The organism is Lentzea sp. NPDC036949 (genome assembly GCF_055608075.1).
Genome location: NZ_JBVJRA010000001.1, coordinates 644,358 through 669,818, shown reverse-complemented (window position 1 = coordinate 669,818; position 25,461 = coordinate 644,358). Strand labels below are relative to the sequence as shown.

Sequence of the window (25,461 nt, the reverse complement as noted above, 5' to 3'; positions counted from 1 at the left end):
ACCGGAAATGCCGCAGTACAAGCAGTTCCCCCTGCCGGACACGGCTGAGGGGCTGACCGAGGCCGACATCCTCACCTGGCACGTGAAGCCCGGTGACACCGTCACGGTCAACCAGATCATCGTCGAGATCGAGACGGCCAAGGCCGCCGTCGAGCTGCCGTGCCCGTGGGCCGGCGTCGTGACCGAGCTGCTCGCGGAGCCCGGTCAGACCGTCGAGGTCGGCGTCCCGATCATCACGATCGACACCGACCCCGGTGGCGCGGCCGCACCCGCCCCCGCTCCTGCCGCGGCAGAGACGAACGGCACCTCGTCCGGCAAGATCGGCGAGGAGATGCCGGGCGGGCGCATCGCGACGCTCGTCGGCTACGGCCCGAAGTCCGGTGCGGCCAAGCGCCGTGCCCGCAAGGACGCCCCGGCCGTGGCCGGCGCCGCCGGCGCCGCCGTCGCCGCGGTCACCCCGGCCGCCGTCGCGGCACCGCCGGCCCCCGCTCCTGCTCCGGTCGTCCCGGAACCCGTTGCGGCGGCTCCGGTCTCGGCCCCCGGCGGGTACGTGCCGCTGGCCAAGCCGCCGGTCCGCAAGCTCGCCAAGGACCTCGGCGTCGACCTGCGCGCGCTCACGGGCTCCGGCCCCGGCGGCGTGATCACCCGTTCCGACGTGGAGAACGCGGTGTCCGCACCGGCCGCCGCACCCGTTGCCGCGTCCACTGTGGACAACGGCACGCGGGAACGCCGGGTGCCGATCAAGGGCGTCCGCAAGGCGACCGCGCAGGCGATGGTGGACAGCGCGTTCACCGCACCGCACGTCACCGAGTTCCTGACGGTCGACGTGACGCCGATGATGGAGCTGCGGGCCCGGTTGAAGAACCACCCGGAGTTCCGCGGCGTGAAGCTGACGCCGCTCGCGTTCTGCGCCAAGGCCGTGATCCTCGCGGCCCGCCGCACACCGGACGTCAACGCCACGTGGGACGCGGCGGCCAACGAGATCGTCTACAAGGACTACGTCCACCTCGGCATCGCGGCCGCCACGCCGCGCGGCCTGGTGGTCCCGAAGGTCCGCGACGCCGACCGCATGTCGTTGAAGGAACTGGCCGTCGCGCTGGACGAGCTCGCCACGGTGGCCCGCGAGGGCAAGACCGCGCCTGCCGACATGATGAACGGCACCATCACGATCACCAACGTCGGCGTCTTCGGCGTCGACACCGGCACGCCGATCCTCAACCCCGGTGAGTCCGCGATCCTCGCCCTCGGCGCGATCCGCGACATGCCGTGGGTGGTCGACGGCGAGATCAAGGTCCGCAAGATCTGCCAGCTCGCGCTGTCGTTCGACCACCGCGTGGTCGACGGCCAGCAGGGCTCGCAGTTCCTGGCCGACGTCGGCGCGCTGCTGGCCGAGCCGGGCATCGCGCTGACCTACTGATCCCAGGTCCGTGAAGGCCCCCGTGCTGCGGCGCGGGGGCCTTTTCGCTGTTCAGCCACCTGTTCGGCCAATCCGGCTTGACCCTCCAGCCACTGGAGACTGCACAGTTGTCCCCGTGACGCGCTACCAGATCGGCGAGCTGGCCAGGATGACCGGCCTGACCGTGAAGACCATCAGGTTCTACTCGGACTCGGGCCTCATCCCGCCCACGGACCGGACCACCGGCGGGTACCGCACCTACGACGCGGAGGCCGTCGCCCGGCTCAAGCTCGTCCGCACCCTGCGCGACCTGGGTGTGGACCTGCCGACGGCCGGGCGGGTGCTCGCCAAGGAGGTGTCGGTGACCGACGTGGCGCGTGCACACGCTGATGCGATCGACGCGCAGATGAGGACGTTGCGGCTCCGCCGTGCCGTGCTGCGCGCCGTCGCCAAGGGAGGGGAGATGGAACTGATGAACGAGCTGGCCCGCATGTCGGACGAGGAGCGGCAGCGCATCCTCGACGACTTCTTCGAGGACGTGTTCGGGCCGTACGAGCTGGACCCGCAGTTCGAGCAGCACATGCGGTCCGTGCGGATCGAGCTGCCGGACGACCCGTCGCCGGAACAGCTGGAGGCCTGGGTCGAGCTCGCGAAGCTCGTGCAGGACCCGGACTTCCGCGCGTCGATCAAGCGGATGTCCCGGCAGCACGAGCAGTACCGCCGCGACAACGTGAACATGACCCCGCCGTCGAGCGGCAACCAGATGGAGACGTTCACCTACTCCATCGACCAGGCACGGCAGGCGATCGAGGCCGGCATCGCACCGGACTCGGCGGAGGCCGCGGAGGTCGTCGCCCGCGTCAACGCGAAGTGGGCGGAGGCGCTGGACGTGCCGAACGACGAGACCGTCGTGCGGCGGCTGCGCGAGTTCGCCGACTTCGCGGACCCGCGGGCCGAGCGGTACTGGGTGCTGATCGGCCGCGTCAACGGCTGGCCCGCCATGCCGGACAACACCCGCGAGCGCGAGTGGCTGCGCGCCGCCGGGGTGCCGCTGGGCTAGACCCTGCGCACGACGCGGGAACCAGCTGGGCGCCCAGCTCGTTCCCGTGGCGACGAAGGTGACGGTTCGCGGTGGACGGGGTCTTCAAGCCTCGCAAGACCCCGCCCCTCAGACGGCCTGAGGACGGCCTGGGGTGATCAACTCACTTGATCTGCATCCCGGAGATCATCCGCGACACCACCAGCCGCTGGATCTCCGACGTCCCCTCGAAGATGGTGAAGATCTTGGCGTCGCGGTGCATCCGCTCCACCGGGTGCTCCCGCGTGTAGCCGGCGCCGCCGAGGATGTGGATCGCCCGCTCGGTCGCCCACACCGACACCTCGGACGCCTTCAGCTTCGACATCGAGCCCTCGCCCGCGGTGAACGGCACGTTGTTGCGGCCCATCCACGCCGCCCGCCACACCAGCAGGCGTGACGCGTCGATCTCCATCCGCATGTTCGCGAGGTCGAAGGCGATCGACTGGTTCTCGATGATCTTGCGGCCGAACGCCTCGCGGTCCTTCGCGTACTCCAACGCGTAGTCGTAGGCGGCCCGTGCGACACCGACGGCCATCGCGCCCACGGTCGGGCGGGTGGTCTCGAAGGTCGCCATCGCCGCCTGGCCGCCGGCCTTCAGGCCCTCACGAGCTCGTGCCAGCCGGGCGTCCAACCGCTCCTTACCGCCCAGCACGCAACGGCCCGGCACCCGCACGTCGTCCAGGAACACGTCGGCGGTGTGCGACGCGCGCATGCCGTGCTTCTTGATCTTGCCCGGTGACGACAGGCCGGGGGTGCCGGGGGGAACGATGAAACCGGCCTGCCCGCGCGAGCCCAGGGCGGGGTCGACGACTGCGGTGACCACGTGCACGTTCGCGATGCCGCCGTTGGTGGCCCAGGCCTTCTGGCCGTTCAGGACCCACTCGTCGGTGGCCTCGTCGTAGCGGGCCCGCGTCCGGTAGCCCGCCACGTCCGAGCCCGCCTGGGGTTCGGAGGCGCAGAACGCCGCCAGCTTCGGGTCCGACTCGTCGCCGAAGCACTCCGGGACCCACTCGGCCAGCTGTTCCGGCTCGCCGCCCGCGAAGATGCCGGCGACCGCGAGACCGGTGCCCATCAACGACAGCGCGATGCCCGCGTCACCCCAGAAGAGCTCCTCGGTGGCGATGGGCAGCGACAGCCCGATCGGGTCGGCGAACCAGGTCGCGAGGGCCTCGAAGCCGTAGAGACCGATCTTCGCGGCCTCCTGGATGACCGGCCACGGCGTCTCCTCGCGCTCGTCCCACTCCGAGGCCGCCGGCCTGATGACGTCGCGAGCGAAACCGTGCACCCAGTCGCGCAGGTCGGTCTGGTCTTCGTTCAGTTCGAGCGAGAAGCCACCCACGGGAGAACCTTCCTACGCCTTCGGGATGTTGAACAGGCTCATGAACCCGGCCGCGAACCCCAGGTCGCCCTTGACCTTCAGCTTGCCCGTCATGAACAGCACGGGGGCCGACGCGTTGCCGGTCGCGAGCTTCAGGAAGTCGGCCGGCGTCAAGGTCACGATGGCGCGGGCCTCGCGGGTCACGCCCTTGTTGATGGTGCACGTCGCGTCTTCGATGATGGCCTCGTAGACGTCTTCGAGCACGTGGAAGTGCACGACGGCGCGGGTGGCACCGGCCCGGTCCGCGCGGAAGTGGACCTCCATGCGGCGGAACACCTCGTCCAGCACGCGCACGCGCAGCGCCGGGTCCGCGACGACCGCCTCGATCTGGTCCTTGGAGGCGCGCGAGATGATGCGGGCGAAGTTCGACGGGTCCATCTTCGAGAGGTCGAGGTCCGCGCCGCCGTCGGCCAGGGCGCCGAGGGCGTTCAGCAGGGCGGCGAAGTCGTCCTTGCCGAGCTTCTTCGGGTCGATGCCGCGTGCGATGACGTCGATGTCGACGTCCTTCAGCGCGGGGTCGTCCGGCGAGATCTGCTGCAACGTGCTGATGAGCTCGGCGGGGCTGAGCTTCGCGATCGCCTCGGTCGTGAGGTCGTGCGTCATCGAGACACCTCCTGGTACCTACTCGCGAGTAAGACTACTGGCGAGTAGATAGAGCGGCAAGCCGATCGGATAATCTTGCACCTCCGAACCGAGGGGTAGTGATGCGCACAGAAGGTCGAGCCAAGCGCTTGCCGCGCGCCGTGCGGGAGCGGCAGATCATGGATGCCGCCGTCGACGTGTTCTCGCGGCTCGGCTTCCACGCGGCGTCGATGGACGAGATCTCCGACGTCGCGGGCATCTCCAAGCCGATGCTCTACGCCTACCTCGGGTCGAAGGAGGAGCTGTTCGCGACCTGCATCCGGCGCGAGGCCACCAGGATGATCGAGGCCATCGCGACCGGCGTCGAGCCCGACCAGGAACCGGACGTGCAGCTGTGGAGCGGGCTGCGGGCGTTCTTCGGGTTCGTCGGGGAGAACCGGGCGAGCTGGCAGGTGCTGCACCGGCAGGCGTCCTCGCAGGGCGGGCCGTTCGCGGCCGAGCTCGCGGACATGCGCGGGCGCGCGGTGTCGCTGGTCGCGGCGCTGCTCACCCAGTCGACGAAGGCGCCGGCGACCACCCTGGAGGCCGAGTCGCTGGCGGCCGCGCTCGTCGGTGCCGGCGAGTCGCTCGCGGACTGGTGGCTCGACCACCCCGAGGAACCGGCCGGCGTGGTCGCCGCCCGGCTCATGAACCTCGTGTGGATGGGCTTCGGCGACCTCGTCGACGGCAACGTCTGGCACCCACCGTCACGTCGCTGAGCCGAGCAGGTGAGGTCCCTTGCCCCAGACGGCGAACTCCCAGCCGTTCTCGTCCTCGCGCGCCGAGAACTCGACGCGCCCCGGGATCAGCAACGGCTTCTTGAACCTCACGTCCACCGTCACGGCCTCGGGCAACCGGCCTTCCAGCGCCGCGAGGCACCGCGCCTTGGTCCACATCCCGTGCGCGATCGCCCGCGGGAACCCGAACAGCTTGGCGCTCAACGGGTGCAGGTGGATCGGGTTGCGGTCGCCGGACACCGCGCCGTAACGCCGCCCGATGTCCGCGGGCACCCGCCACTGCGCCGACCCGGCCGGCCGCCGCAGCTCCTCACCGGAGGACGAGCCGGAACCGGTGCGCCGCAGGTAGGTCGACACCCCTTCCCAGACACCGGACACCGCCGTCACCACGTCGAGCTGGCTGCCCTGCGGGTGCGGGCGAAGGTCGCGCGCCGACACCGTGACCTCCAGCGGTTCGTCCAGGCGCAACGGCCGCGACTGCGTGATCCGGTTCGCGACGTGCACCAGACCGGGCAGCGGGAACGGGAAACCTGCCCCCGTCATCAGCTCCAGCTGCAACGGGAAACCCAGCACGTGCGGGTAGGTCAACGGCAACGCGTCGCGCAGCCCGAACCCGCACACCTCGTTGTACGCCGCCAGGTGCTTGAGCGAGACGTCGTAGGTGGCCGAAACCGGTTGTGCGGCAAGGGAGTCACCGCGCCGGAACGCCGTGAGCGCCGCCTTCAGCAACATCACGCCCCCAGCAGCATCTGGCCGCACACCCGCACGACGTTCCCGTTGACACCACCGGATCCGGGCGCGGCGAACCACGCGACGGTCTCCGCGACGTCAGAGGGCAGCCCGCCCTGCGACAGGCTGTTCATCCGCCGCCCGACCTCGCGGGTCAGGAGCGGCACGGCCGCGGTCATCTTCGTCTCGATGAAACCGGGTGCGACGGCGTTGATGGTGGCGCCGCGCTCGGCGAGCACCGGCGCCAGCGACGTGACCATCCCGATCACGCCGGCCTTCGAGGTGGCGTAGTTGGTCTGCCCGACGTTGCCCGCGATCCCGGCGATCGACGACACCCCGACGATCCGCCCGCCGGTCCGCAGCACGTCGCCGTCCAGCAGGGCCGCGTTGATCCGCTCCTGGCAGGCCAGGTTGACCTCCAGCACGGCGTCCCACTTGTCGGAGTCCATGCGCGCCAACGTCTTGTCACGGGTGATGCCCGCGTTGTGCACGACGACGTCCACGCCGCCGTGCCGTTCCAGCAGGTACGAGGTCAACCGAGCCGGGTCGCCGGTGATGTCGAGCTGCAACGCCGACCCGCCGACCACGTTCGCGACCCTCGACAGGTCCTCACCGGCCGCCGGGACGTCCAGGCACACCACGTGCGCGCCGTCGCGGGCCAGCGTCGTGGCGATCGCCTCGCCGATCCCGCGCGAGGCACCCGTGACCAGCGCGACCTTGCCCTCCAGCGTGCCGGTCGACGCGGCTCCCGATATGTGGACGACCTGGCCGGACACGTACGCGGACCGCCCGGACAGCAGGAACCGCAGCGTCGACTCGGCACCGTCCTCGGCGCCGTCGGCCACGTACACCAGGTTCGCCGTGCCGCCGCGGCGCAGCTCCTTGCCGACCGAGCGCACGAACCCTTCGAGGGCCCGCTGCGCCACCGAGTCCGGCGACCGCCCGATGACGACCACCCGCCCGCACGGGCCGAGCTGCGTGATCACCGGGTGGAAGAAGTCGTGCAGCTGCCGCAGGCCGGCCACGGTCTCGATGCCGGAGGCGTCGAACACCAGCGCGCCGTAGGGCGCCGAGCCGGTTTCGAGCGTCTTGAGGAAGGGCAGCCGGGGGGTGCCACCGACCAGGACCGGTGTCGCCAGTGCGGCGTCGCGGCGGAGCGGATGCGGGTTCGGCAGGCCGAGCCTGCGCACGAGCTGGCGGCCGAGTCCCGACGAGGCGAACTTCTGGTACCTGTCCACGTCACACAACCTACTCGCTAGTAAGTCTACCCGCTAGTAGGTAGTATGGCGGCATGCGAGTAGCGATCATCGGCGGCAACCGCATCCCGTTCGCCCGCTCGAACGGCCCGTACGCCACCGCGTCGAACCAGGACATGTTCACGGCGGTGCTGGACGGCCTGGTGAGCCGCTTCGGGTTGCAGGGCGAACGCCTCGGCGAGGTGGTCGCCGGCGCCGTGCTCAAGCACTCGCGCGACTTCAACCTCGTCCGCGAGTCGGTGCTGGGCAGCAGGCTCAGCCCGCAGACACCCGCATACGACCTCCAGCAGGCGTGCGGCACCGGCCTGCAGGCGATCATCGCGGTGGCCAACAAGATCGCGCTCGGCCAGATCGAGTCCGGCATCGCGGGCGGCGTCGACACCACCAGCGACGCGCCGATCGGCGTGAACGAGGACTTCCGCAAGCTGCTGCTGGAGTTCAACCGCACCCGCAAGGTCGGTCTGCTCGCCAAGCTGCGGCCCGGCCACGTCGTCCCGCACCTGCCGCGCAACGGCGAACCGCGCACCGGCAGGTCGATGGGCGAGCACGCCGCGCTGACCGCCGCCGAGTACGGCATCACCCGCAAGGACCAGGACGAGCTGACCGCGCGCAGCCACCGCAACCTCGCCCGCGCCTACGACGAGGGCTTCTTCGACGACCTCGTCACGCCCTACCTCGGCCTCACCCGCGACCAGAACCTGCGCCCGGACAGCAGCGTCGAGAAGCTCGCCAAGCTCAAGCCGGTCTTCGGCGACACCATGACCGCGGGCAACTCCACCCCGTTGTCCGACGGCGCCTCCGCGGTGCTGCTCGCCACCGAGGAGTGGGCGGCGGCCCGCAACCTCCCGGTGCTCGCGTACCTGACGTTCGCCGAGACCGCCGCCGTCGACCACGTGCACGGCGGCGAAGGCCTGCTCATGGCCCCGGTGCACGCCGCACCGCGGATGCTCGACAAGGCGGGGCTCAAGCTGCAGGAGTTCGACTTCTACGAGGTGCACGAGGCGTTCGCGTCCCAGGTCCTCGCGACGCTGAAGGCCTGGGAGACCGACCTCGGCGAGATCGACCGCGCCAAGCTCAACGTCAACGGCTCGTCGCTCGCCGCGGGGCACCCGTTCGCGGCGACCGGTGCGCGGATCGTGGCGACGCTCGCGAAGCTGCTGCACCAGAAGGGCAGCGGGCGCGGGTTCGTGTCGATCTGCGCGGCCGGCGGCCAGGGGATCACGGCGATCCTGGAGCGATGAGTTCCGCGCGGTCCCGAGGTCAGCACATCCGACCCGTTCACGGAGAAGGATGACGACCATGACCTTGCAGGACGTGCTGGAAAAGCACCGCGGGACCACCCCGAACGCCGTGGCGCTCGTCGCCCGCGGTGACGACGTGGAGGTCGCGGCGGTCGGGGGCGAGACCCGCGACTCGGCGTTCGCGGTCGCGTCGGTGACCAAGCCGGTCGTCGCGTACGCCGCGCAGTTGCTGGTGAACGACGGCCGGATCGCGCCGGACGACCCGGTCGCGCGGTGGCTGCCGGAACTGGCCGAGCCGAAGGTCGTCCGCACGCCGCAGGGGCCTGCCGACGACGTGGTGCCCGCGACGACGCCGATCACCGTCCGGCACCTGCTGACCTCGCGGTCCGGCTGGGGCTTCACGGCGGACTTCTCGTTGCCCGCCACGCGGGTGCTGTTCGAGAAGGCGCACCTGCACGGCGTGCCGGAGCTGCCCACGCCGGACGAGTGGTTGCCGCGCCTCGCCGAGGTGCCGCTGCTGCACCAGCCGGGCGCAGGGTGGACCTACAACACCTCCTACGACGTGCTCGGCGTGCTGGTCCACCGCGTCACCGGCTCGTTGCCCGACTTCCTGGCCGAACGCGTCTTCGCGCCGTTCGGCATGACCGCCACGGGTTTCGTGAGCCCCGTCTTCCCGTCCGGCGCCGGTGGCCTTAGCTCCACGGCGGACGACCTGCTGGCGTTCAGCCGCGGTCTGCTCGCGAGCGACCTGCTGCCGGTGCTCGCGACCGACACGACCTCGGCGGCCGAGCGGGCGGCCGCGCGGATCTTCCTGGAGGGGCAGGGCTGGGGCTGCGGCGGCAGCGTCGACATCGCGGACGTCGACCCGTGGAACGTCCCCGGCCGCTACGGCTGGGTCGGCGGGTCGGGCACGGCGCTGCACGTCGTCCCGGCGCAGCGGAAGGTGACCGTGCTGCTCACGCGCACGGCCATGACGAATCCCGAGCCGGCGCCGGTCATGCGCGACTTCTGGGAACTCGCTGCCGGATAGCACCCTCCGTCGAGCACACTTCCCCACGGCCGCCCTGGAGCACTGGGCGGGCCGGACCTAGTCGAGCAACGCCCAGGCCGCGGTGCAGGTCGCGGTGACCGTGATCTGCTGCGCCTTCAGGTTCAGCTGGTCGACCATCCCGGCCGGCCCGGCCATCTCGAACGACGCACTGCGCATCATCTTCGGCGAGTAGCCGCCGCCGTCCGTGTCGCCGATGCGCAGCAACGGCCCGAGCCGCCGCCCCAGCGCGTTCGCGTAACCCTCGGCGCGGCGCAACGCGTCGGCCACGGCCTCCTTCTGCGCCTCGCGGACCGCCTCGGTGTCGTCGACGAGCGTCCACGACGGGCCGTTGACCCACGACGGCTCGGCCTGCACCAGCTCGGCGAGCAGGCCGTCGAGCTTGTCGAGGTCGGACACCCAGATCACGTACTGCTGGGTGGCGCGGCTGCCGATGCGCTGGTTGTTGTCCCAGTTGTCGTGCACGGACAGCTGGCGCGACCGCACCTCGAAGTCCGCCAGCAGCGGTTCTACGGCGGAAATGCGCTGGTTGAGCGTGCTCACCGCCTCGGACCGTTCGGCGCCGAGCGCCTCGAACGTCACGTCCACCTGGGCGCGGTCGGCGGTCCGCTCGACCTCGCCGGTCCCCTTCGTCACCACTTCAGCCACACCACCCACCCAACCGCCACCCCACTCCATCCGCAACCACTACCTCTTGCAGCTCTCCCACCAGCACCCCCAATCCTCACTTCGCGAAGTGCACGCGGGGAGCTTTCGTACCCTCCTGGGGCACGCGGGGTCCCCGCGTGCCCCTCGGAGCGGGCCTGGTGCGGGCCGCCGGGCCGTACGTCGGCCGGTCTCTGCCTGGGCGTGAGGGATGACCGGTGTTGTCCGGTCGTTCACGTTGTCCACCGGCGATTCATCGGCGTGTGCCCCACCTCACCGGATAATCGCGTGCTTTCGACGGGCTCAGGGTGCATACTTGAGTCACCAGCCCAACAGATCTCCGAGAGGGAAGTGCAGACCGAGATGAACTTCGCAGCGAAGCTCCGCGCCCGTCGTGCCGAGGCGCGCAACCGGAAGGCCGTGGCTCGCGCGATCGACATGGCCACCACCCCGGCCATGCGTCACGAGCTGATGGCCATCGCCCAGGCTCAGGTCACCACCCTGCGCTGACACTCGAGAACCCGGCACTCGCACGGCGCCCCGGCGCGAGTGCCTCCCCAACGGGAACCCCTGGAGCACCTCCCGCGCTCCAGGGGTTTCATTCTGTTAAACGTGATCCACGCCACAGTATGCTGGCCGTGTAACAGAGCGCATCGGTCCGCCGATGTCACGGATGACCTCGCGGTGCTGTCGGACCCCCGACCTGGCAGCACCGCGAGGTTTCTTGTTTGCTGGGGGCATGAAGATCGCCGTGCTCGGCACCGGCCTCATGGGTGCCCCGATCGCAGCCAACCTCGCCGCCGCCGGACACGACGTCCGGGTCTGGAACCGCACCCGCGCCAAGGCCGAACCGCTGGCCGCGCAGGGCGTCACCGTCGTGGACACGCCCGCGGGGGCCGTCGACGGCGTCGAGGTCGTGCTGACGATGCTCAACGACGGCCCCGCCGTCACCACGACCATGCAGGACGCGGCCCCCTCGCTGCCGCACGACGCGGTGTGGGTCCAGGCCTCCACGGTCGGCATCGAGTCGACCGAGGACCACATCGCGCTCGCCCGGTCGCTCGGGCTGGAGTTCGTGGACGCCCCGGTCCTCGGCAGCACCAAACCGGCCCAGGACGGCACCCTCGTCGTGCTCGCCGCGGGTGTCGAGGAGCTGCGCGAACGGGTGCAGCCGGTGTTCGACGTGATCGGCGCCCGCACGATGTGGGTCGGCGAGGCGGGTGCGGCGACGCGGTTGAAGCTCGTCGCGAACAGCTGGGTCCTCTCGCTGACCGCCGCGGTCGGTGAGGCCGTGGCGCTGGCCGAGTCCTCCGGCCTCGACCCGAGGCTGTTCCTGGAGGCCGTCTCCGGTGGCCCGCTGGACTGCGCGTACCTGCAGACGAAGGGCAACGCGATCATCGAACGCTCCTTCCCGCCGGCGTTCACCGTGCAGAACGCCCTCAAGGACGCGCTGCTCGTGAACGAGGCGGCCACGCGGGCCGGGGTGCAGCTGGACGTGGCGCAGGCCTCGGGCGCCCGCCTGAACCGCGCGGTCACCCGAGGCCACGGCGACGAGGACCTGGCCGCCGCCTACTACGCCAGCTTCAAGAACTAGTTCCGCACCGACCAGGCACCCTTGGCGGGCGTCCAGTAGAAGGTCGAGCCCTCGAAGACCTGCATCCGGCCGCCTGCCTCGCCGGCCCAGTCCTTCTCGGCCTCCCTCGGGTAGCCGTGGGTGTGCTCGTCCCCGGTGCTCATGAACTTCGAGAGGATGTCGCCGTACACCGGGTACGCGCTGGTGCGCGCGCTCCAGTACCAGATGCCGTTCTGGAACTTCTGGTAGCGACCGCCGTTCGCCCCCGGTGCCTCCTCCATGAGCGGGTAACCCCAGCGGTGCTCGTCACCGGCGTTCATGAAGTTGGTCAGGATCTCGCCGTAGACGGGGAACGCCCCGGTGGCCGCTGTCCAGTAGAAGTGCGCCACCTGGAACTGCTGCCATCGGCCGCCGCGCGCGCCCGGTGACTCGTCGTTGACCGGGTAGCCCCAGCGGTGCTCGTCGCCGGTGTCCATGAACCGGGTCAGGATGTCGCCGTACACGGGGTGGGCGCTGAGCGCGGGCGTCCAGTAGATGTTGCCGCGCTGGAAGCCCTGCCACCGACCGCCGGGAGCGCCGTCCTGCTCGTTGTTCACAGGCGCGCCGACGACGCTGTTCTCCGCGCCCATCGCACGCCACTTGACGCCGATGTCGCCGCCGACCGCGATCCTGACCTCGTCGAGCATCTGCCGCGCCTTGGCCTCGGCCTGGTCGTAGCGGGCGGGACAGCACGAGCGCTGCACCTTGTCCGCGAGCAGACCCGCGGTGAGGTTCGGGTACTTCGGTTCCACCCGCTGCGCCTCGGCGAAGAAGCGGTCGGCGGCGTACGCGACGTTCATGATCTGCTCCGGCGTGCCCCAGCCCTGCGAAGGCCGTTGCTGGAACACGCCGAGCGAGTCGCGGTCGCCGCAGCCCAGGTTGTTCATGTGCGACTCGACCCAGCCCGCCTCGAACCCGGCGAGCATCACCTTCGCCGACACCCCGCGGCGGACGCCGACGTCGTGCACGGTCCGGGTGACATTGATGTCGCGGTTGGCCGGCACCGCGCACGCCGCCTGCATCTCGGCGTTGGAGATGTGCGCGGGTTCGGCCTGGGCGACGCCCGCCAGCGGGAGCAGGGACAGCGTTGCGAGAGCGAGAACTGCCTTCCTCATCGCCGTCACCCGTTCCGGACGGACCAGGCACCCTTGGCGGGGGTCCAGTAGAAGGTGGAGCTCTCGAACGTCTGCATGCGACCGCCCGTCTCGCCGGCCCAGTCCTTCTCGGCTTCCTTCGGGTAGCCGTGGGTGTGCTCGTCGCCGGTCGACAGGAACTTGGTCAGGATGTCGCCGTAGACGGGGTACGCGCTGGTGCGCGCGCTCCAGTACCAGATGCCGTTCTGGAACTTCTGGTAGCGACCGCCGTTGGCGCCGGCCGCCTCCTCCATGAGCGGGTAACCCCAGCGGTGCTCGTCGCCCGCGTTCATGAAGTTGGTCAGGATCTCGCCGTACACGGGGAAGGCGCCGGTCGCCGCGGTCCAGTAGAAGTGCGCGGTCTGGAACTGCTGCCACCGCCCACCGTGCGCGCCGGGCGACTCGTCGTTGACCGGGTAGCCCCAGCGGTGCTCGTCACCGGTGTCCATGAACCGGGTCAGGATGTCGCCGTAGACCGGGTGGGCGTTGAGCGCAGGGGTCCAGTAGATGTTGCCGTGCTGGAAGCCCTGCCAGCGACCGCCGGGAGCGCCGTCCTGCTCGTTGTTGACCGGGGCGCCCACGACGCTGTTCTCCGCGCCCATCGCACGCCACTTCGTGCCGATGTCGCCGGCGACGTTGTACGAGACGATGTTGTTGTAGCGGATCGGCGTGTACTTGGCGGCCGTCGCGGCCGACCAGTTGCGCTCCACCGTGGGCGAGCCGTTCGGACCGGCCTGCTCGCGCACCCGCGGCATCGTCCGCGCGGCGTCGGCCCAGCCGATGAACAACGCGGTGTGCTGGCCCGGCCAGTTCAGCGCGTCACCCGGCTGCAGGTCGGCCCGGTTGATCGTGTGCGACACCTGGTGCAGCGTCGACGTGGTGTAGGAGTGGGCCAGCCCCCAGATCATCGACAGGTAGCCGCTGCAGTCGGTGCGGTACGAGCCGAACTGGTTGTTGTGGCAGGCGCTCTGGCTGTACGGCACCCGCGCCTGGAGCCACGTCGTCGACCTGGCCAGCGCCTCGTCCCTCGCGGTCTGCTTGCCCGCGGGGTAGTTGCCGCAGTTGAACATCACGCCGATCTCGTCGGCGGTGGCCACGTTCGCGTTCGCCGTCCCCATGACGAGCGCGACGGCCACGGCTGTCGTGCCGAGCAGTTCTCGAACCTTCATGTCAGTCCCCCTCTTCGGACGTGGACCCAGGTTCGGGGGCCGGTCTGCAAGGCGTCTCCAAGTCCGCTGCAAGCCACCTGCAGTCCCGCCGATCGGCCGGTCCGCCGCCCGCCCGCCGCTGGCTAGCGTCGGAGCGTGAACAGACTCGTACGCTCCCTGCTGGCGTTCGGCCTGGTATCAGCGCAGGTCACGGCCACAGCGGCGGTCGCGACCGCCGCCACCGACATCAAGGACCGCATCGCAGCCATCCCCGGTGTGCGGATCATCAGCGAGGGCACGTCCGGCACCGCCAGGACGTTCGTGCTCGGCATCCAGCAGCCCGCGGACCACCGCAAGCCGCGCGGCCAGCGGTTCGAGCAGCGGTTCTCGTTGCTGCACAAGGACGTCTCCCGCCCGATGGTGCTGCACACCACGGGTTACAACCTGCCCGGCACGATCGGCGCCTCCGAACCGGCCCGGCTCGTCGACGGCAACCAGCTCAGCGTCGAACAGCGGTTCTTCGCGCCCTCGCGCCCGTCACCGGCCGACTGGGACGACCTGACCATCTGGCAGGCGGCCAACGACCACCACCGGATCGTCACGGCGTTCAAGGAGCTCTACGGGGCGAAGTGGCTGTCGACCGGTGCCAGCAAGGGCGGCATGACGTCGATCTACCACCGGCGGTTCTTCCCGCGCGACGTCGACGCCACCATCGCCTACGTCACGCCGAACGACGTGGTGAACGACCGCGACACCTACGGCGAGTTCATCCGCGAGGTCGGCACCGACCCGTCCTGCAACCGCCGGCTCGAAGGCGTGCAGCGGCAGCTGTTGCAGCACCGCGACGAGATCGTGGCCAGGCTGACCGCGCGGGGCTACACGTTCCAGCAGTTCGGCGGCGGGCACCGGGCGCTGGAGGTGCTGGTGCTCGACACGCCCTTCACGTTCTGGCAGTACGGCACCCAGGAGCAGTGCGCGCTGGTTCCGGGCGCCGGTGCGTCCGTGGACGACCTCTGGACGTTCATCGACAAGACCGTCGGCTGGGACTTCTACAACGACGCGGGCGTCGCGCCCTACGCGGCGTACTACTACCAGGCTGGCACGCAGCTCGGCTGGCCGGAGGCGGACGAGTCGGCGGTGGCGGACCTGCTGCGCCACCCCGGCGTCTCGGTGCCGCGCACGATGGTGTCCCCCGACATCAGGTTCCCGCGCTTCGACCGGCACGCCATGAAGGACGTCGACCGCTGGGTGCGCCACCAGGGCAACCGCCTGCTGTTCGTGTACGGGCAGAACGACCCGTGGAGCGCGGAACCGTTCCGGCTCGGGCCCGGCACCCGTGACTCGCTGTCGTTCGAGGTGCCCGCCGGCAACCACGGCGCGAACATCGCGAAGCTGCCGGAGGACCGGCGCGCGGCGGCCACGGCGGCGGTGCTGCGGTGGGCCGGCGTGTCCTCCCCGGTCTCGGCCGCGCTGTCCGACACCGGCCCCGACGCCGGCCCCGACCCGGACTCGCTGGACGCGCTGCGGGCCCGCCGCGGCTGAGGCAGGCTGACGGGCGTGAAGCCGTTGCTCGTGGTCGACGCCGCCAACGTCGTGGGTTCGGTGCCCGACGGGTGGTGGCGCGACCGCGCGGGTGCGGCCGAACGCCTGCGCGACGCGTTGCGCGGCCGGGACGAGGAGGTCGTCCTGGTCGTGGAAGGCAAGGCGCGCACCGTGTCCAGCGTCGACGACGTGCGGGTCGTCGCCGCGGAGCACTCCGGTGACGACACCGTCGTCGAGGTCGTGCGCACCGAGGGCGCCGGCCGCGCGGTGACGGTCGTGACCGCTGACCGCGAGCTGCGGCGGCGGGTGGCGGAGCTCGGTGCCGAGGTGGCCGGACCCACCTCGGTGCCGCGCCGTTAGTCCCTAGAGGCGGAAGAGCCGTTCGAGGACCTGTGCGACGCCGTCCTCCGTGTTCGGCGGCGCGTGGTTCGCACAGGCCTGCTTCACGAGCGGGTGCGCGTTGCCCATCGCGTAGGCCGTGCCCGCCCAGCCGAGCACCGACAGGTCGTTGGGCATGTCCCCGAACGCGACGACCTCGTGCTGACCGATGCCGCGCGTCGCGCAGAGGGCTTCGAGCGTGGCGGCCTTCGACACCCCCGGCGGGCTGATCTCCAGCAGCCCGAGCCCGCCCGAGTGCGTGACCGAGACGTGCTGGCCGACCGCCTCCCTGGCGATCTCCATCATGTGGTCGGACTCGCTGTCCGGCGCCCACGCGAGCATCTGCACCACCTGGTGCGCCTCGTCGAGGACGTGGTCGAGCAGCTCCAGCGTCCGGTGCGGGTTGTTGGCGCTGAACCCGCGGAAAGCGGGTTCGCACAACACCTCCAGGCCGGTCTCGACCGCGATGCCGACGTTCGGGATGACGTTCGCGAGTGCCTCCGACACCGTCCGCACGACGTCCAGCGGCACCGTCTGCGCGTGCGTGACGCTCTGGCCGGCCAGGTCGTAGACGATCGCCCCGTTGGAGCAGACCGCGGTCCCGGTGAACCCGAGGTCCGCCACGAACCGCGGCGGCCGGGCGGTCACCACGACGACGTCCGCGTCGACGGCCTCCAGCGTGGCGCGCGTGCGGTCGCTGAGCACACCGCCCGGCTGCAGCAGGGTGCCGTCGAGGTCGGTGGCGATCAGCCTGATCATCGGCCGATTATCGGGCACCGGCCGCGCGTGCGGGACGGGTTTTCCCGTCGCACGGGCGGGCGTGGGCGCGAAGTCGACCTTCCGGCAGGATCACCCCATGACTCACCGCGTGAACGACATCCCGCTCCCGGTCTGGTTGCCGGAGAGCGGAACCGGCCCCGGCATCGTGCTGATCCAGGAGATCTTCGGGCTGGACTCCTACCTGCAGGGGGTCGCCGCCGACCTCGCCGCGCGCGGGTACGTCGTGGCGATCCCCGAGCTCTTCCACCGCTTCCAGCCGGGCTGGGTCGGCGAGCACGACGAGGCCGGCGTCGCGCGGTCCATGGAGGTCGTGCAGGGCCTGGACTTCCCGCAGGCCGTGCAGGACGTGGTCGCGTCGGTGCAGTACCTGCGCTCGCTGCCCGAGGTCTCCGGCGGGGTCGGCGTGTTCGGCTTCTGCCTGGGCGGGACGCTCGCGTTCAACGCCGCCGCGGTCTCCGACCCGGACACCGCCGTGTCGTTCTACGGCTCGGGCGTGCCGGACCAGGTCGCGCTGCTGGACCAGGTGTCCTGCCCGATCATCTTCCACTTCGGCACCGAGGACGACTTCATCCCCGGCTACCAGAAGGTGGTCGACGCGTCCGACTCGCACGAGGGCGCCGAGGTGCACCTGCAGCCGGCCGGGCACGCGTTCCACAACCACCTCGGCCACTTCCACGACAAGGCCGCCGCCGACCGCGCGTGGGACCTGACGACGGCGTTCCTGGACCGCACCCTGCCCGTGGCGTAGTGCGGTTGTCCCGACTGCGGCTTCGTCCGGTTGGCTGACGACGTCCTTTCACCTGCCCCGTACGCTCCGGGCAGTGGGAGGGTGAATGAGCCAACCGGACGATCCACGCAGTTCGGTGCCCCGCGAACTCGCGCCACTTCTGCGTCGGGAGATACCGCCGCTCGCCGTGAGCATCTTCGAGGCGATCGAGAAATCGATTCCGGAGTACCAGCATTTCCGGGAAAACGTCATCGAAGGCATTCAGCAGGCGCTGGACAAGTTCGTCGACCACATCGCGGCACCCGATGCGCTGGTCTACCCGCACGACATCCACCGCAAGCTCGGCGCCTGGGAGTTCAAGTCCGGCCGCAGCCTGGACAGCCTGCAGGCGGCCTACCGGATCGGCGCTCGGGTGGCGTGGCGGCACGTGTGCGCGTTCGCGGAGCGGCGGACGCTGTCGCTGCACCTGATGAGCGTGCTCGGCGAAGCCATGATCGCGCACGTCGACGAGCTGGTGAGCCTGTCGGTCGACGGGTACGCCGCGGCTCAGGCCAGTGCCGCCGGCACGCTGGAGCGCAAGCGCCGGCGGCTGACGGAGCTGCTGGTCGGTGACCCGCCGGTGCCGTGGCAGTCGGTCGTCGACGCGGCGGACGTGGCGGCGTGGCCGATGCCGGACTCGCTGTGCGCGGTGGCGCTGGAGCCGTCGTCCGGGCACGTCGACGAGCTGCTGCTGCCGCAGGACGTGCTGGTCAACCTCGAAGACGCCACGCCGTACGTGCTGGTCCCGAACCCGGTCGAGGTGCCGCGCATGGTCCGCGCGGTGGGCTGGCGGGCCGTGGTGGGGCTGGCCGTGCCACCGCGGGAGGCGCGCCGGTCGCTGGCCTGCGCCCGCCGGGTGCTGGCGCTGTCGAACGCCGGGGTGCTGCCCGGTGACCAGGTGCTCGACTGCGCCGACCACCTGGTCGAGCTGACCCTGCTCGCCGACGAGTTCCTGGCCCGCCAGCTGGCCGAACGCGCGTTGGCGCCCCTCGCACCGTTGACCGCCCGGCAACGCACGAAGCTCGCCGAGACGTTGTTCGCCTGGCTCTCCGCCCGCGGTGGCGCACCGGAGATCGCGGCCAGGCTGGCGGTCCACCCGCAGACCGTGCGATACCGGGTGAACCAGTTGGAGGAACTGTTCGGCGACCGTTTGCAGGACGCCGGCGAACGCTTCACGCTCGAACTCGCACTGCGGGTCCGCGCGTTTTTGGGTCTCGACTGACAAATCGCACCGCGGCAATTATTACGCGGATGACAAAAACGCGCTAATGCTTGCTTTGCATTGTCGGCGTCGCTACCTTACTGACCAGTAGCTCCATTCCCTGCAGTTCGATGCCGCACTCAGGAGAACCCTGCCATGAAACTCGGAATCATCGCACGTGCCGCCGCGGTCGTCCTGTTCGCCGGAGCGACGAGCATTGTCGCGGCGGGCACCAGCCAGGCCGCCGACGTGACCCTGAACATCACGTACTCCTGCACGTTCACCCTGATCGGCCTGCAGGACCAGCCGTCCACGGTCACCGCGACGAACCTGCCGGACTCCGCCACCGTCGGCACGCCCACCGCGGGCGGTCAGACCCAGGTCGTCTCGACCGTCTCCGCCGCGGCCACGGGCGTGCTGAACTGGCTCGGCGCCGCGACCGTCGAGGGCACGCTGAGCACCACGAACACGATCAACAACGCGGGCAGCGTCTCGTCGGTCACGGCGACGCTCGCGATCCCGAAGACGAACGTCGCCTCCTCCGGGACGTTCAACGTGACCGGCACCGGCACGTTCCCGTCGCTGACGCTGACCAGGGCGGGTACCACCACGGTCAACCTCGGCAACGCCTCGCTGACGCTCACCCCGCGCCACGCGGACGGCTCGACGACGTTCCTCGGCACCTTCACCTCGCCGTGCACCGTCAAGGCCGGCCAGAACACCAAGCTGCACGAGTTCCCGGTGGTGTAAGGCCTTTCAGGCGATACAAGGCACCGCGAGCTGCGTGGAGAAGAACCTCTCCAGCGGCTTGCGGTGCAGCCTGCGTTCCACGGCGATCAGCTCGTTGTGCCGGTAGTGCTCGACCTGCGCGTTGGTGACGACGAACCCGGTGCGCCGCCTGGCCGGCATCTCGTCGTAGAGCAGTGCGTTCTGTCCTTGCGGCACAACGACATCCGCCAGCCCCTCCGGGATCTCCCGAGCCCTGGTCGCGATCGCCGCCGCCAGCGCGTCCGGCCGGTTGCGCAGCTTGCGGTGCGGCCACGGCACCCCGTGGTGCTCGGCCTCCAGCGTCCGGTGCAGCGCCCTCGTCGAGTGCCGGATCGCCCTGATCGAGTCACCCGCCGCCAGGTGCACGTGCGGCACGTCGAGCGTGGTGTCCCGCTTGAACCCGGTGCACGCGATGACCCGGTCGTAGTACAGCTCCCCGGTGTCCAGCACCGCCTTGAACCCCTTGCCGTGCCTGGCGATCCGCCGCACGGTCCGCCCCACCGTGTGCGTGACCGCCGCCGTCGACGACACCAGGTCCGCCGTCTCGAACGCGCTGTGCCCCCGCCCGATGATCAGCACCCGCTGCCCCGCGTACACCGTCGGGTCGGTGCTGGCCGTCGCGTACGTCTCCGCGAGCCCGATTCCCTCGATCCGCGGCAGGTGCTCCTTCGCCCGCCCGGTGGCGAGGATGATCCGCTCCGCCTCGATCCGCCCGTGCGCGTGCCGGACCTCGTTGCCCCGGATGCCCTCGACCCGCGTCCGGTACCGCACGTGCAACGGCCGCGCGAAGTCCTCCAGGTACCGCACCAGCTCGTCCGCCGGCGGGAACGCCCGCTTGCTGTACCGCTCGAACGGCGTGCCGAACAACGAGTTGTCGTCCGTCGCCAGCACCCGGTGCCGCGGGAACTCGCGGAAGAACGTGCCCGCCGACGGCCCCGCTTCGAGGATCACGTAGTCGCGCCCGGCCTCGTGCAGGAAGTGCCCCATCTGCAGGCCCGCCGGACCGGCGCCGATCACCAGGTACTCCACCATCGCGCACCTCCCGGCGACCTCTACGCCGACGGCACGTAAACGGTTCAGAACCTGTCGACGTCGACAGGTTGGGCCGGTCGCGCCCGGCTCGGCGGGCGCGTGGCCGGGGTTGCCGCTCGCGGGGGCCGCGCGGTCGCGCATGATCAGCGCTGGCCAGCGCCACGCTGCCTTTCCACCTGCACCGGGAGATCGCCTTGGGTACTTGGGACATCGGGTCGTTCGACAACGACGCGGCAGCGGACTTCGCCGGCAGGCTGGACAAGGCGCGGGCCGAGGAGCGCGAGGGCATCGTCCGGGCCGTCCTGGCCGGCGCGGCCGAAGCGGACGACGTCGAGGCCGATGACGGCAGCGAAGCCGTGGCGGCAGCCACGCTGGTCGCCGCGCAGTGTCCTGGTGGGAAGCCGGTCACCACCGCCTATGGCCCCCGCGAGCCCCTCCCCGCGTTCCCGGCGGACCTGCCTCCGCTGGCGGTGAGGGCGCTGGACCGCGTGCTGGCGAACTCCGAGCTCGCCGTGCTCTGGGACGACGCCGGGCACGGACCGCTGTGGCGCCAGGGCGTGGGCGACCTGCGCGCGGTACTGGCCCAGTCCACATGATGGACGTCGGAACACCACCACCGTCCACAGTGTTGGATACGGCCGTGACGACTGCCAAGCGCCGTGCCCGTGTCCGTGCCCCCGAGCTGCACGGCCGCGGCTGGCTGAACACCGGTGACGCCGCGATCAGCCTCAGGGACCTGCGCGGCAAGGTCGTGCTGCTCGACTTCTGGACGTTCTGCTGCATCAACTGCCTGCACGTCCTCGACGAGCTGCGGCCGTTGGAGGCCAAGTACTCCGACGTCCTGGTCACGATCGGCGTGCACTCGCCGAAGTTCGTGCACGAGGCGGACCCGGAGGCGTTGAAGGCCGCCGTCGAGCGCTACGAGGTGCACCACCCGGTGCTCGACGACCCCGAGCTGGAGATGTGGCAGCAGTACGCGGTCAAGGCGTGGCCGACGCTCGCGCTGGTCGACCCGGAGGGGTACGTCGTGCACGTCGCCGCCGGTGAGGGGCACGTCGACGCGCTCGACACGATCATCGGCGAGCTGGTCGCCGAGCACGCGGCGAAGGGCACGTTGCACCGCGGCAGCGGGCCGTACGTCGCGCCGGAACCGCCGAGCACCACGCTCCGGTTCCCCGCCAAGGCGATCGTCACGCCGCGGAACACGATCCTGGTCAGCGACAGCGCCCACCACAGCCTCGTCGAGCTCGAAGCGGACGGCGAGACGGTCGTCCGGCGCATCGGCACCGGTGAGCGCGGGCGCGCGGACGGGCTGAACCCCACCTTCTCCGAGCCCGCCGGGCTCACGCTGGTGCCGAACACGCACGGCTACGACGTGGTCGTCGCGGACACGGTCAACCACCTCCTCCGCGGCCTCGACCTGGAGACCGGCGAGGTCACGACCATCGCGGGCACCGGTGAGCAGTGGCGTGACGGCCAGACCGACGGACCGGCAGACAAGATCGACCTCACCAGCCCGTGGGACGTGGCGTGGTGGAACAGCGGCGTCGCCATCGCCATGGCCGGCAACCACACGCTCGGGTTCTTCGACCCGGGGACGAACCAGGTCAGCAGGCTCGCCGGCACGACCGTCGAGGGCATCAACGACGGCCCGGCGGAGGGGGCGTTCTTCGCCCAGACCAGCGGGCTGGCCGCGGCCGGCGACCGGCTGTGGATGGTCGACTCGGAGACCTCCGCGCTGCGCTACCTCGAGAACGGCGAGGTGCGCACCGAGGTCGGCAAGGGGCTGTTCGCCTTCGGGCACAGGGACGGCGACGCCGACGAGGCGCTGCTGCAGCACCCGCTCGGCGTCACGGTGCTGCCCGACGGGTCGGTGGCGGTCTCGGACACCTACAACGGCGCGATCCGCCGGTACGACCCGGAGACGCGGACGGTCAGCACCATCGCGACCGACCTCGCCGAGCCGAGTGACGCGCTGGTCGTGGACGGCGAGCTCGTCGTCGTGGCGAGCGCGGCGCACCGGCTCGAGCGGTTCACCGCCGCGGCCGTCAAGGTCGACGGCGAGGCGCACCGGGTGAAGCGGCCGAGCACCGACATCGCGGCCGGTGCGGTCGAGCTCGCCGTCGTCTTCACCCCGCCGACCGGGACGAAACTGGACGAACGGTACGGACCGTCCACCCGCCTGGAGATCACCAGCTCACCCCCGGAGCTGATCCTGGAGGGCGCGGGCGTCGGCACCGAACTGGTACGGGCGTTGCGGATCAACGATCAGGTCACGAACGGCGTTCTGCACGTCGTAGCGCAGGCGGCCAGTTGCAGTGACGATCCTGCCGACGAACACCCGGTCTGCCGCCTGACCAGGCAGGACTGGGGCGTCCCCGTTCGAGTGGTTGCCGATGCACCGACCCGGCTCCCGCTGCTGATGGGCGGCATGGACGAGGCACCTCCGCAGGCCACGTAGACTCTGCGGGTGCCTGATGTCAAGCTCGAGATCCAGATGCTGTACGACCGTGTGATGGTGCGCATCTCGCCGGAGGACGGCGAGCGGCGGTCCAGCGGTGGCATCGTGATCCCCGCGACGGCCCAGATGGCGAAGCGGTTGGCGTGGGGCAGCGTGTTCGGAGTCGGTACCAGCGTGCGGCACGTGAAGGTGGGAGACCGGGTGCTGTTCAACCCGGACGATCAGCTCGAGGTCGAGGTGCAGGGCACCACGTACCTCGTGCTGAGGGAACGCGATCTGCACGCTGTGGCCAGCGAGCTCACCGAGCACGGCACCGGCCTGTACCTGTGAGCCGCCGGTTCGAGATGGTGAACTGCTAGCTGTACACACGTATACGCCGCCTCAGTGGAGAGACAGGGCAACGGGGAGAGCTGTGCCGTACGACGCTGACAAGACGAGGGCGATGCCACCGGTCAACCCGAGAGGCACCGCCTCCGAGGAGACCACCCAGATCGCGCCCGTGAACGTGAACGCGTCCACCGAGGCCTGGCCGTCGGAGGAACCGGACACCGAGCAGCCGACCGTCACGGCCGCCGTGCCCGGTGTCGGCTTTCCCGCCGGCGAGGACGCCACCGAGTACATGCGACCGGTGACCCCGCCGCAGCCCCTGCCGGAGGACTCCGGCGTCTACGGGCCCGTGATGATCGAACCGGGCGACGAGGACGACGGGGCAGAGCCGAAGAACACGAAGAAGAAGGCGTTGATCGTGGCCGCGGCCGTGGTCGGCGCCTTCGGTCTGCTGTACGGCCTCGACATGCTCGTCTCCAGCGGCAACGTGCCCCGCGGCGTCACCGTCGCGGGCGTCGACGTCGGCGGCATGAGCCACTCCGAGGCCGAGGGGAAGCTGCGCGAGGCGATCGAGCCGCGGCTGAGCAAGCCGGTCGCGCTGAAGGCCGGTGACGTCACGGGCGAGCTCGACCCGAAGGCGGCGGGCCTGGAGCTCGACTGGAACGCCACGATCGACCGCGCGGGCAGCCAGCCGCTCTCCCCGATCACCCGCGTGACGTCGTTCTTCACCAGCCGCGAGGTGGGCGTGGCGACGAAGGCGGACGACGAGAAGGTCGCCGGCGCGCTCGAGGCACTGCGCCCCGAGCTCGACCACGAGCCGATCGAGGGCACCATCAGGTTCGAGGGCGCCGCCCCGGTCGCCGTCGAGCCGCACGCCGGTCAGAAGATGCGCACGGAGGACGCGGCGCGCACCGTCGTGGCCAACTGGGCCTCCGGTGACCCGGTCGACGTGCCGATGGACTTCACCCCGGTCAAGACCACCAAGGAAGGCGTCGAGAAGGCGCTCAACGAGGTCGTGAAGACCGCCGTCTCCGCCCCGGTCACGATCAAGGGCGAGGGCAAGGACGCGGTCCTCGCACCCGAGCAGATCGCCGCCACCCTGAACTTCGTGCCCCTCGACGGGGGCGCGCTCGACGTCGGCGTGAACAAGGACAAGCTCGTCGAGGTGGCCGCTCCGCCGCTGAAGGAGACGGTCAAGGAGGGCAAGGACGCCCAGATCGTGTTCGAGGGCGGCCGGCCGACCGTGAAGCCGTCCGTCGACGGGCTCGACGTCGACTGGGACAAGAACATCCAGCCCTACTTCGACACGCTCAAGAAGACCGACGGGCGCGAGCTGAAGTTCGAGTACAAGCACACGCCCGCGAAGGTCACCACCGAGCAGGCGAACAAGATGGGCATCAAGGAGGTCATCGGGGAGTTCCAGACCGGTGGCTTCGCCGCGACGTCGGGCGTGAACATCCGGGTCGTGGCCGAGAAGGTCAACGGCGCGATCGTGAAGCCCAAGGAGACGTTCAGCCTCAACAAGCACACCGGCCCGCGCGGCACCGCGCAGGGCTACGTCGAGGCGGGCATCATCGAGAACGGCATCCCGGGCAAGGCGGTCGGCGGCGGCATCTCGCAGTTCGCGACCACGCTCTACAACGCGTCCTACTACGCGGGCATGAAGGACGCGGGCCACAAGGAGCACAGCTACTGGATCACGCGGTACCCGAAGGGCCGCGAGGCCACCGTGTTCATGGACGGCGCGGGCAACAGCCTGATCGACATCGCGTTCACGAACCCGGACGACACGGGCGTCGCCATCCAGACGATCTGGACCCCCTCGTCGATCAAGATCGTGCTCTGGGGCACCAAGAACTACGACGTCACCGGCTCCACCAGCGGTGAGTTCGCCCCGACCCAGCCGCAGGAGAAGAAGATCACCAAGGAGGGGTGCACGCCGAGCAACGGCGCCCCCGGCTTCTCCGTGACGGACACCCGCACGATCAAGGACCGCCGCACGGGCCAGACCCGCAGCGAGTCGCGCACGGTCCGCTACGACCCGCAGTTCAAGATCATCTGTGAGGGTCCGCCGCCTGCGGGCGGCTGACCCGAACCCGGGATTTGCCGTGGCCACGAGCGGGTATTCACCCGTTCGTGGCCACTGTTGCGCATGAGGCGCGAAGACACCCCGTCGTCCAGACG

The 25,461-nt window shown here is 70.5% G+C and carries 25 protein-coding genes; 16 read left to right on the top strand and 9 right to left on the bottom strand.

Annotated elements, in window-relative coordinates:
* The first annotated feature begins 7 nt into the window (after nt 1-7).
* Nucleotides 8-1,417, top strand: coding sequence for a dihydrolipoamide acetyltransferase family protein (locus tag ACZ7CD_RS03455; protein ID WP_470378259.1), 1,410 nt, complete (start codon nt 8-10; stop codon nt 1,415-1,417).
* Between the two features lie 115 nt (nt 1,418-1,532).
* Nucleotides 1,533-2,456, top strand: coding sequence for a helix-turn-helix domain-containing protein (locus ACZ7CD_RS03450; RefSeq protein WP_470378258.1), 924 nt, complete (start codon nt 1,533-1,535; stop codon nt 2,454-2,456).
* A 142-nt stretch (nt 2,457-2,598) separates the two neighbouring features.
* On the opposite strand, the gene ACZ7CD_RS03445 is transcribed toward ACZ7CD_RS03450, so the two are convergent.
* A complete protein-coding gene (locus tag ACZ7CD_RS03445) occupies nt 2,599-3,813 on the bottom strand; it encodes an acyl-CoA dehydrogenase family protein (protein ID WP_360394054.1) in 1,215 nt (404 codons plus the stop codon).
* 12 nt (nt 3,814-3,825) lie between these two features.
* A complete protein-coding gene (locus tag ACZ7CD_RS03440; RefSeq protein WP_360394057.1) occupies nt 3,826-4,455 on the bottom strand; it encodes an SCP2 sterol-binding domain-containing protein in 630 nt (209 codons plus the stop codon).
* Nucleotides 4,456-4,556: 101 nt separating this feature from the next.
* On the opposite strand from ACZ7CD_RS03440, the gene ACZ7CD_RS03435 reads away from it, so the two are divergent.
* Entirely contained in the window at nt 4,557-5,192 is a 636-nt protein-coding gene (locus tag ACZ7CD_RS03435; RefSeq protein WP_360394060.1) for a TetR/AcrR family transcriptional regulator, read from the top strand.
* On the opposite strand, the gene ACZ7CD_RS03430 is transcribed toward ACZ7CD_RS03435, so the two are convergent.
* Together ACZ7CD_RS03430 and ACZ7CD_RS03425 are read right to left on the bottom strand one after the other, a co-directional pair.
* Entirely contained in the window at nt 5,181-5,942 is a 762-nt protein-coding gene (locus ACZ7CD_RS03430; RefSeq protein WP_360394811.1) for a MaoC family dehydratase, read from the bottom strand. The two genes, ACZ7CD_RS03435 and ACZ7CD_RS03430, sit on opposite strands and share 12 nt — an antisense overlap.
* A complete protein-coding gene (locus tag ACZ7CD_RS03425) occupies nt 5,942-7,177 on the bottom strand; it encodes a 3-oxoacyl-ACP reductase (protein ID WP_470378257.1) in 1,236 nt (411 codons plus the stop codon). The genes ACZ7CD_RS03430 and ACZ7CD_RS03425 overlap by 1 nt, the downstream gene beginning before the upstream one ends.
* Nucleotides 7,178-7,230: 53 nt before the next feature.
* Between ACZ7CD_RS03425 and ACZ7CD_RS03420 the strand changes: the two genes are divergently transcribed.
* Entirely contained in the window at nt 7,231-8,436 is a 1,206-nt protein-coding gene (locus ACZ7CD_RS03420) for an acetyl-CoA C-acetyltransferase (protein ID WP_470378256.1), read from the top strand.
* A gap of 58 nt (nt 8,437-8,494) precedes the next feature.
* Nucleotides 8,495-9,466, top strand: coding sequence for a serine hydrolase domain-containing protein (locus ACZ7CD_RS03415; RefSeq protein WP_470378255.1), 972 nt, complete (start codon nt 8,495-8,497; stop codon nt 9,464-9,466).
* 57 nt (nt 9,467-9,523) lie between these two features.
* Here ACZ7CD_RS03415 and ACZ7CD_RS03410 read toward each other — a convergent pair whose 3' ends face one another.
* Nucleotides 9,524-10,132, bottom strand: a complete 609-nt coding sequence (locus tag ACZ7CD_RS03410; protein ID WP_458429901.1) for an SIMPL domain-containing protein — start codon at nt 10,130-10,132, stop codon at nt 9,524-9,526.
* Nucleotides 10,133-10,492: 360 nt separating this feature from the next.
* Between ACZ7CD_RS03410 and ACZ7CD_RS03405 the strand changes: the two genes are divergently transcribed.
* Together ACZ7CD_RS03405 and ACZ7CD_RS03400 are read left to right on the top strand one after the other, a co-directional pair.
* Nucleotides 10,493-10,639, top strand: coding sequence for a hypothetical protein (locus tag ACZ7CD_RS03405; RefSeq protein WP_167969512.1), 147 nt, complete (start codon nt 10,493-10,495; stop codon nt 10,637-10,639).
* Between the two features lie 229 nt (nt 10,640-10,868).
* Nucleotides 10,869-11,723 carry an NAD(P)-dependent oxidoreductase gene (locus ACZ7CD_RS03400; RefSeq protein ID WP_458429902.1) on the top strand — a complete coding sequence of 285 codons (855 nt, stop codon included), beginning with the start codon at nt 10,869-10,871 and terminating at the stop codon, nt 11,721-11,723.
* On the opposite strand, the gene ACZ7CD_RS03395 is transcribed toward ACZ7CD_RS03400, so the two are convergent.
* Entirely contained in the window at nt 11,720-12,856 is a 1,137-nt protein-coding gene (locus tag ACZ7CD_RS03395) for an LGFP repeat-containing protein (protein WP_470378254.1), read from the bottom strand. The genes ACZ7CD_RS03400 and ACZ7CD_RS03395 overlap by 4 nt on opposite strands.
* A 5-nt stretch (nt 12,857-12,861) precedes the next feature.
* Complete coding sequence (locus ACZ7CD_RS03390) at nt 12,862-14,043, bottom strand: LGFP repeat-containing protein (protein WP_470378253.1); 1,182 nt, start codon at nt 14,041-14,043, stop codon at nt 12,862-12,864.
* Between the two features lie 135 nt (nt 14,044-14,178).
* Here ACZ7CD_RS03390 and ACZ7CD_RS03385 point away from each other — a divergent pair, with 135 nt between their 5' ends.
* Together ACZ7CD_RS03385 and ACZ7CD_RS03380 are read left to right on the top strand one after the other, a co-directional pair.
* Nucleotides 14,179-15,564: a S28 family serine protease gene (locus tag ACZ7CD_RS03385; protein ID WP_470378252.1), complete on the top strand. Its 1,386-nt coding sequence runs from the start codon at nt 14,179-14,181 to the stop codon at nt 15,562-15,564.
* Between the two features lie 15 nt (nt 15,565-15,579).
* Nucleotides 15,580-15,924: an NTP pyrophosphohydrolase gene (locus ACZ7CD_RS03380; RefSeq protein ID WP_360394084.1), complete on the top strand. Its 345-nt coding sequence runs from the start codon at nt 15,580-15,582 to the stop codon at nt 15,922-15,924.
* A gap of 3 nt (nt 15,925-15,927) precedes the next feature.
* Here ACZ7CD_RS03380 and ACZ7CD_RS03375 read toward each other — a convergent pair whose 3' ends face one another.
* Nucleotides 15,928-16,701: an HAD family hydrolase gene (locus tag ACZ7CD_RS03375; RefSeq protein ID WP_360394087.1), complete on the bottom strand. Its 774-nt coding sequence runs from the start codon at nt 16,699-16,701 to the stop codon at nt 15,928-15,930.
* A gap of 97 nt (nt 16,702-16,798) precedes the next feature.
* On the opposite strand from ACZ7CD_RS03375, the gene ACZ7CD_RS03370 reads away from it, so the two are divergent.
* From ACZ7CD_RS03370 to ACZ7CD_RS03360, 3 genes are all read left to right on the top strand, one after another.
* Nucleotides 16,799-17,470, top strand: coding sequence for a dienelactone hydrolase family protein (locus tag ACZ7CD_RS03370; protein WP_360394090.1), 672 nt, complete (start codon nt 16,799-16,801; stop codon nt 17,468-17,470).
* Nucleotides 17,471-17,555: 85 nt separating this feature from the next.
* Complete coding sequence (locus ACZ7CD_RS03365) at nt 17,556-18,710, top strand: PucR-like N-terminal domain-containing protein (protein WP_470369795.1); 1,155 nt, start codon at nt 17,556-17,558, stop codon at nt 18,708-18,710.
* A gap of 135 nt (nt 18,711-18,845) precedes the next feature.
* Entirely contained in the window at nt 18,846-19,439 is a 594-nt protein-coding gene (locus ACZ7CD_RS03360; protein ID WP_470372945.1) for a DUF6801 domain-containing protein, read from the top strand.
* A gap of 6 nt (nt 19,440-19,445) precedes the next feature.
* On the opposite strand, the gene ACZ7CD_RS03355 is transcribed toward ACZ7CD_RS03360, so the two are convergent.
* On the bottom strand, nt 19,446-20,489 hold the full coding sequence (locus ACZ7CD_RS03355; protein WP_360394098.1) for an NAD(P)-binding domain-containing protein: 1,044 nt from the start codon (nt 20,487-20,489) through the stop codon (nt 19,446-19,448).
* Nucleotides 20,490-20,683: 194 nt separating this feature from the next.
* Between ACZ7CD_RS03355 and ACZ7CD_RS03350 the strand changes: the two genes are divergently transcribed.
* The 4 genes from ACZ7CD_RS03350 to ACZ7CD_RS03335 all read left to right on the top strand — a co-directional run bounded on the left by ACZ7CD_RS03350 (nt 20,684) and on the right by ACZ7CD_RS03335 (nt 25,366).
* A complete protein-coding gene (locus tag ACZ7CD_RS03350) occupies nt 20,684-21,085 on the top strand; it encodes a DUF4259 domain-containing protein (RefSeq protein ID WP_360394101.1) in 402 nt (133 codons plus the stop codon).
* A gap of 44 nt (nt 21,086-21,129) precedes the next feature.
* Nucleotides 21,130-22,950, top strand: coding sequence for an NHL domain-containing thioredoxin family protein (locus ACZ7CD_RS03345; protein ID WP_470369798.1), 1,821 nt, complete (start codon nt 21,130-21,132; stop codon nt 22,948-22,950).
* Nucleotides 22,951-22,986: 36 nt separating this feature from the next.
* Nucleotides 22,987-23,280 carry a GroES family chaperonin gene (locus tag ACZ7CD_RS03340; protein WP_360394817.1) on the top strand — a complete coding sequence of 98 codons (294 nt, stop codon included), beginning with the start codon at nt 22,987-22,989 and terminating at the stop codon, nt 23,278-23,280.
* 289 nt (nt 23,281-23,569) lie between these two features.
* Nucleotides 23,570-25,366, top strand: coding sequence for a VanW family protein (locus ACZ7CD_RS03335; RefSeq protein ID WP_470369992.1), 1,797 nt, complete (start codon nt 23,570-23,572; stop codon nt 25,364-25,366).
* Nucleotides 25,367-25,461 lie beyond the last annotated feature (95 nt).

What these genes read in the sequence shown, in the direction of transcription:
- ACZ7CD_RS03370 (WP_360394090.1), top strand. Translation starts at nt 16,799, where the DNA reads ATGACTCACCGCGTGAACGACATCCCGCTCCCGGTCTGGTTGCCGGAG.
- ACZ7CD_RS03335 (WP_470369992.1), top strand. Translation starts at nt 23,570, where the DNA reads ATGCGACCGGTGACCCCGCCGCAGCCCCTGCCGGAGGACTCCGGCGTC.
- ACZ7CD_RS03400 (WP_458429902.1), top strand. Translation starts at nt 10,869, where the DNA reads ATGAAGATCGCCGTGCTCGGCACCGGCCTCATGGGTGCCCCGATCGCA.
- ACZ7CD_RS03440 (WP_360394057.1), bottom strand. Translation starts at nt 4,455, where the DNA reads ATGACGCACGACCTCACGACCGAGGCGATCGCGAAGCTCAGCCCCGCC.
- ACZ7CD_RS03405 (WP_167969512.1), top strand. Translation starts at nt 10,493, where the DNA reads ATGAACTTCGCAGCGAAGCTCCGCGCCCGTCGTGCCGAGGCGCGCAAC.
- ACZ7CD_RS03420 (WP_470378256.1), top strand. Translation starts at nt 7,231, where the DNA reads ATGCGAGTAGCGATCATCGGCGGCAACCGCATCCCGTTCGCCCGCTCG.
- ACZ7CD_RS03355 (WP_360394098.1), bottom strand. Translation starts at nt 20,489, where the DNA reads ATGGTGGAGTACCTGGTGATCGGCGCCGGTCCGGCGGGCCTGCAGATG.
- ACZ7CD_RS03430 (WP_360394811.1), bottom strand. Translation starts at nt 5,942, where the DNA reads ATGTTGCTGAAGGCGGCGCTCACGGCGTTCCGGCGCGGTGACTCCCTT.
- ACZ7CD_RS03390 (WP_470378253.1), bottom strand. Translation starts at nt 14,043, where the DNA reads ATGAAGGTTCGAGAACTGCTCGGCACGACAGCCGTGGCCGTCGCGCTC.
- ACZ7CD_RS03435 (WP_360394060.1), top strand. Translation starts at nt 4,557, where the DNA reads ATGCGCACAGAAGGTCGAGCCAAGCGCTTGCCGCGCGCCGTGCGGGAG.
- ACZ7CD_RS03340 (WP_360394817.1), top strand. Translation starts at nt 22,987, where the DNA reads ATGCTGTACGACCGTGTGATGGTGCGCATCTCGCCGGAGGACGGCGAG.
- ACZ7CD_RS03365 (WP_470369795.1), top strand. Translation starts at nt 17,556, where the DNA reads ATGAGCCAACCGGACGATCCACGCAGTTCGGTGCCCCGCGAACTCGCG.
- ACZ7CD_RS03375 (WP_360394087.1), bottom strand. Translation starts at nt 16,701, where the DNA reads ATGATCAGGCTGATCGCCACCGACCTCGACGGCACCCTGCTGCAGCCG.
- ACZ7CD_RS03360 (WP_470372945.1), top strand. Translation starts at nt 18,846, where the DNA reads ATGAAACTCGGAATCATCGCACGTGCCGCCGCGGTCGTCCTGTTCGCC.
- ACZ7CD_RS03455 (WP_470378259.1), top strand. Translation starts at nt 8, where the DNA reads ATGCCGCAGTACAAGCAGTTCCCCCTGCCGGACACGGCTGAGGGGCTG.
- ACZ7CD_RS03395 (WP_470378254.1), bottom strand. Translation starts at nt 12,856, where the DNA reads ATGAGGAAGGCAGTTCTCGCTCTCGCAACGCTGTCCCTGCTCCCGCTG.
- ACZ7CD_RS03415 (WP_470378255.1), top strand. Translation starts at nt 8,495, where the DNA reads ATGACCTTGCAGGACGTGCTGGAAAAGCACCGCGGGACCACCCCGAAC.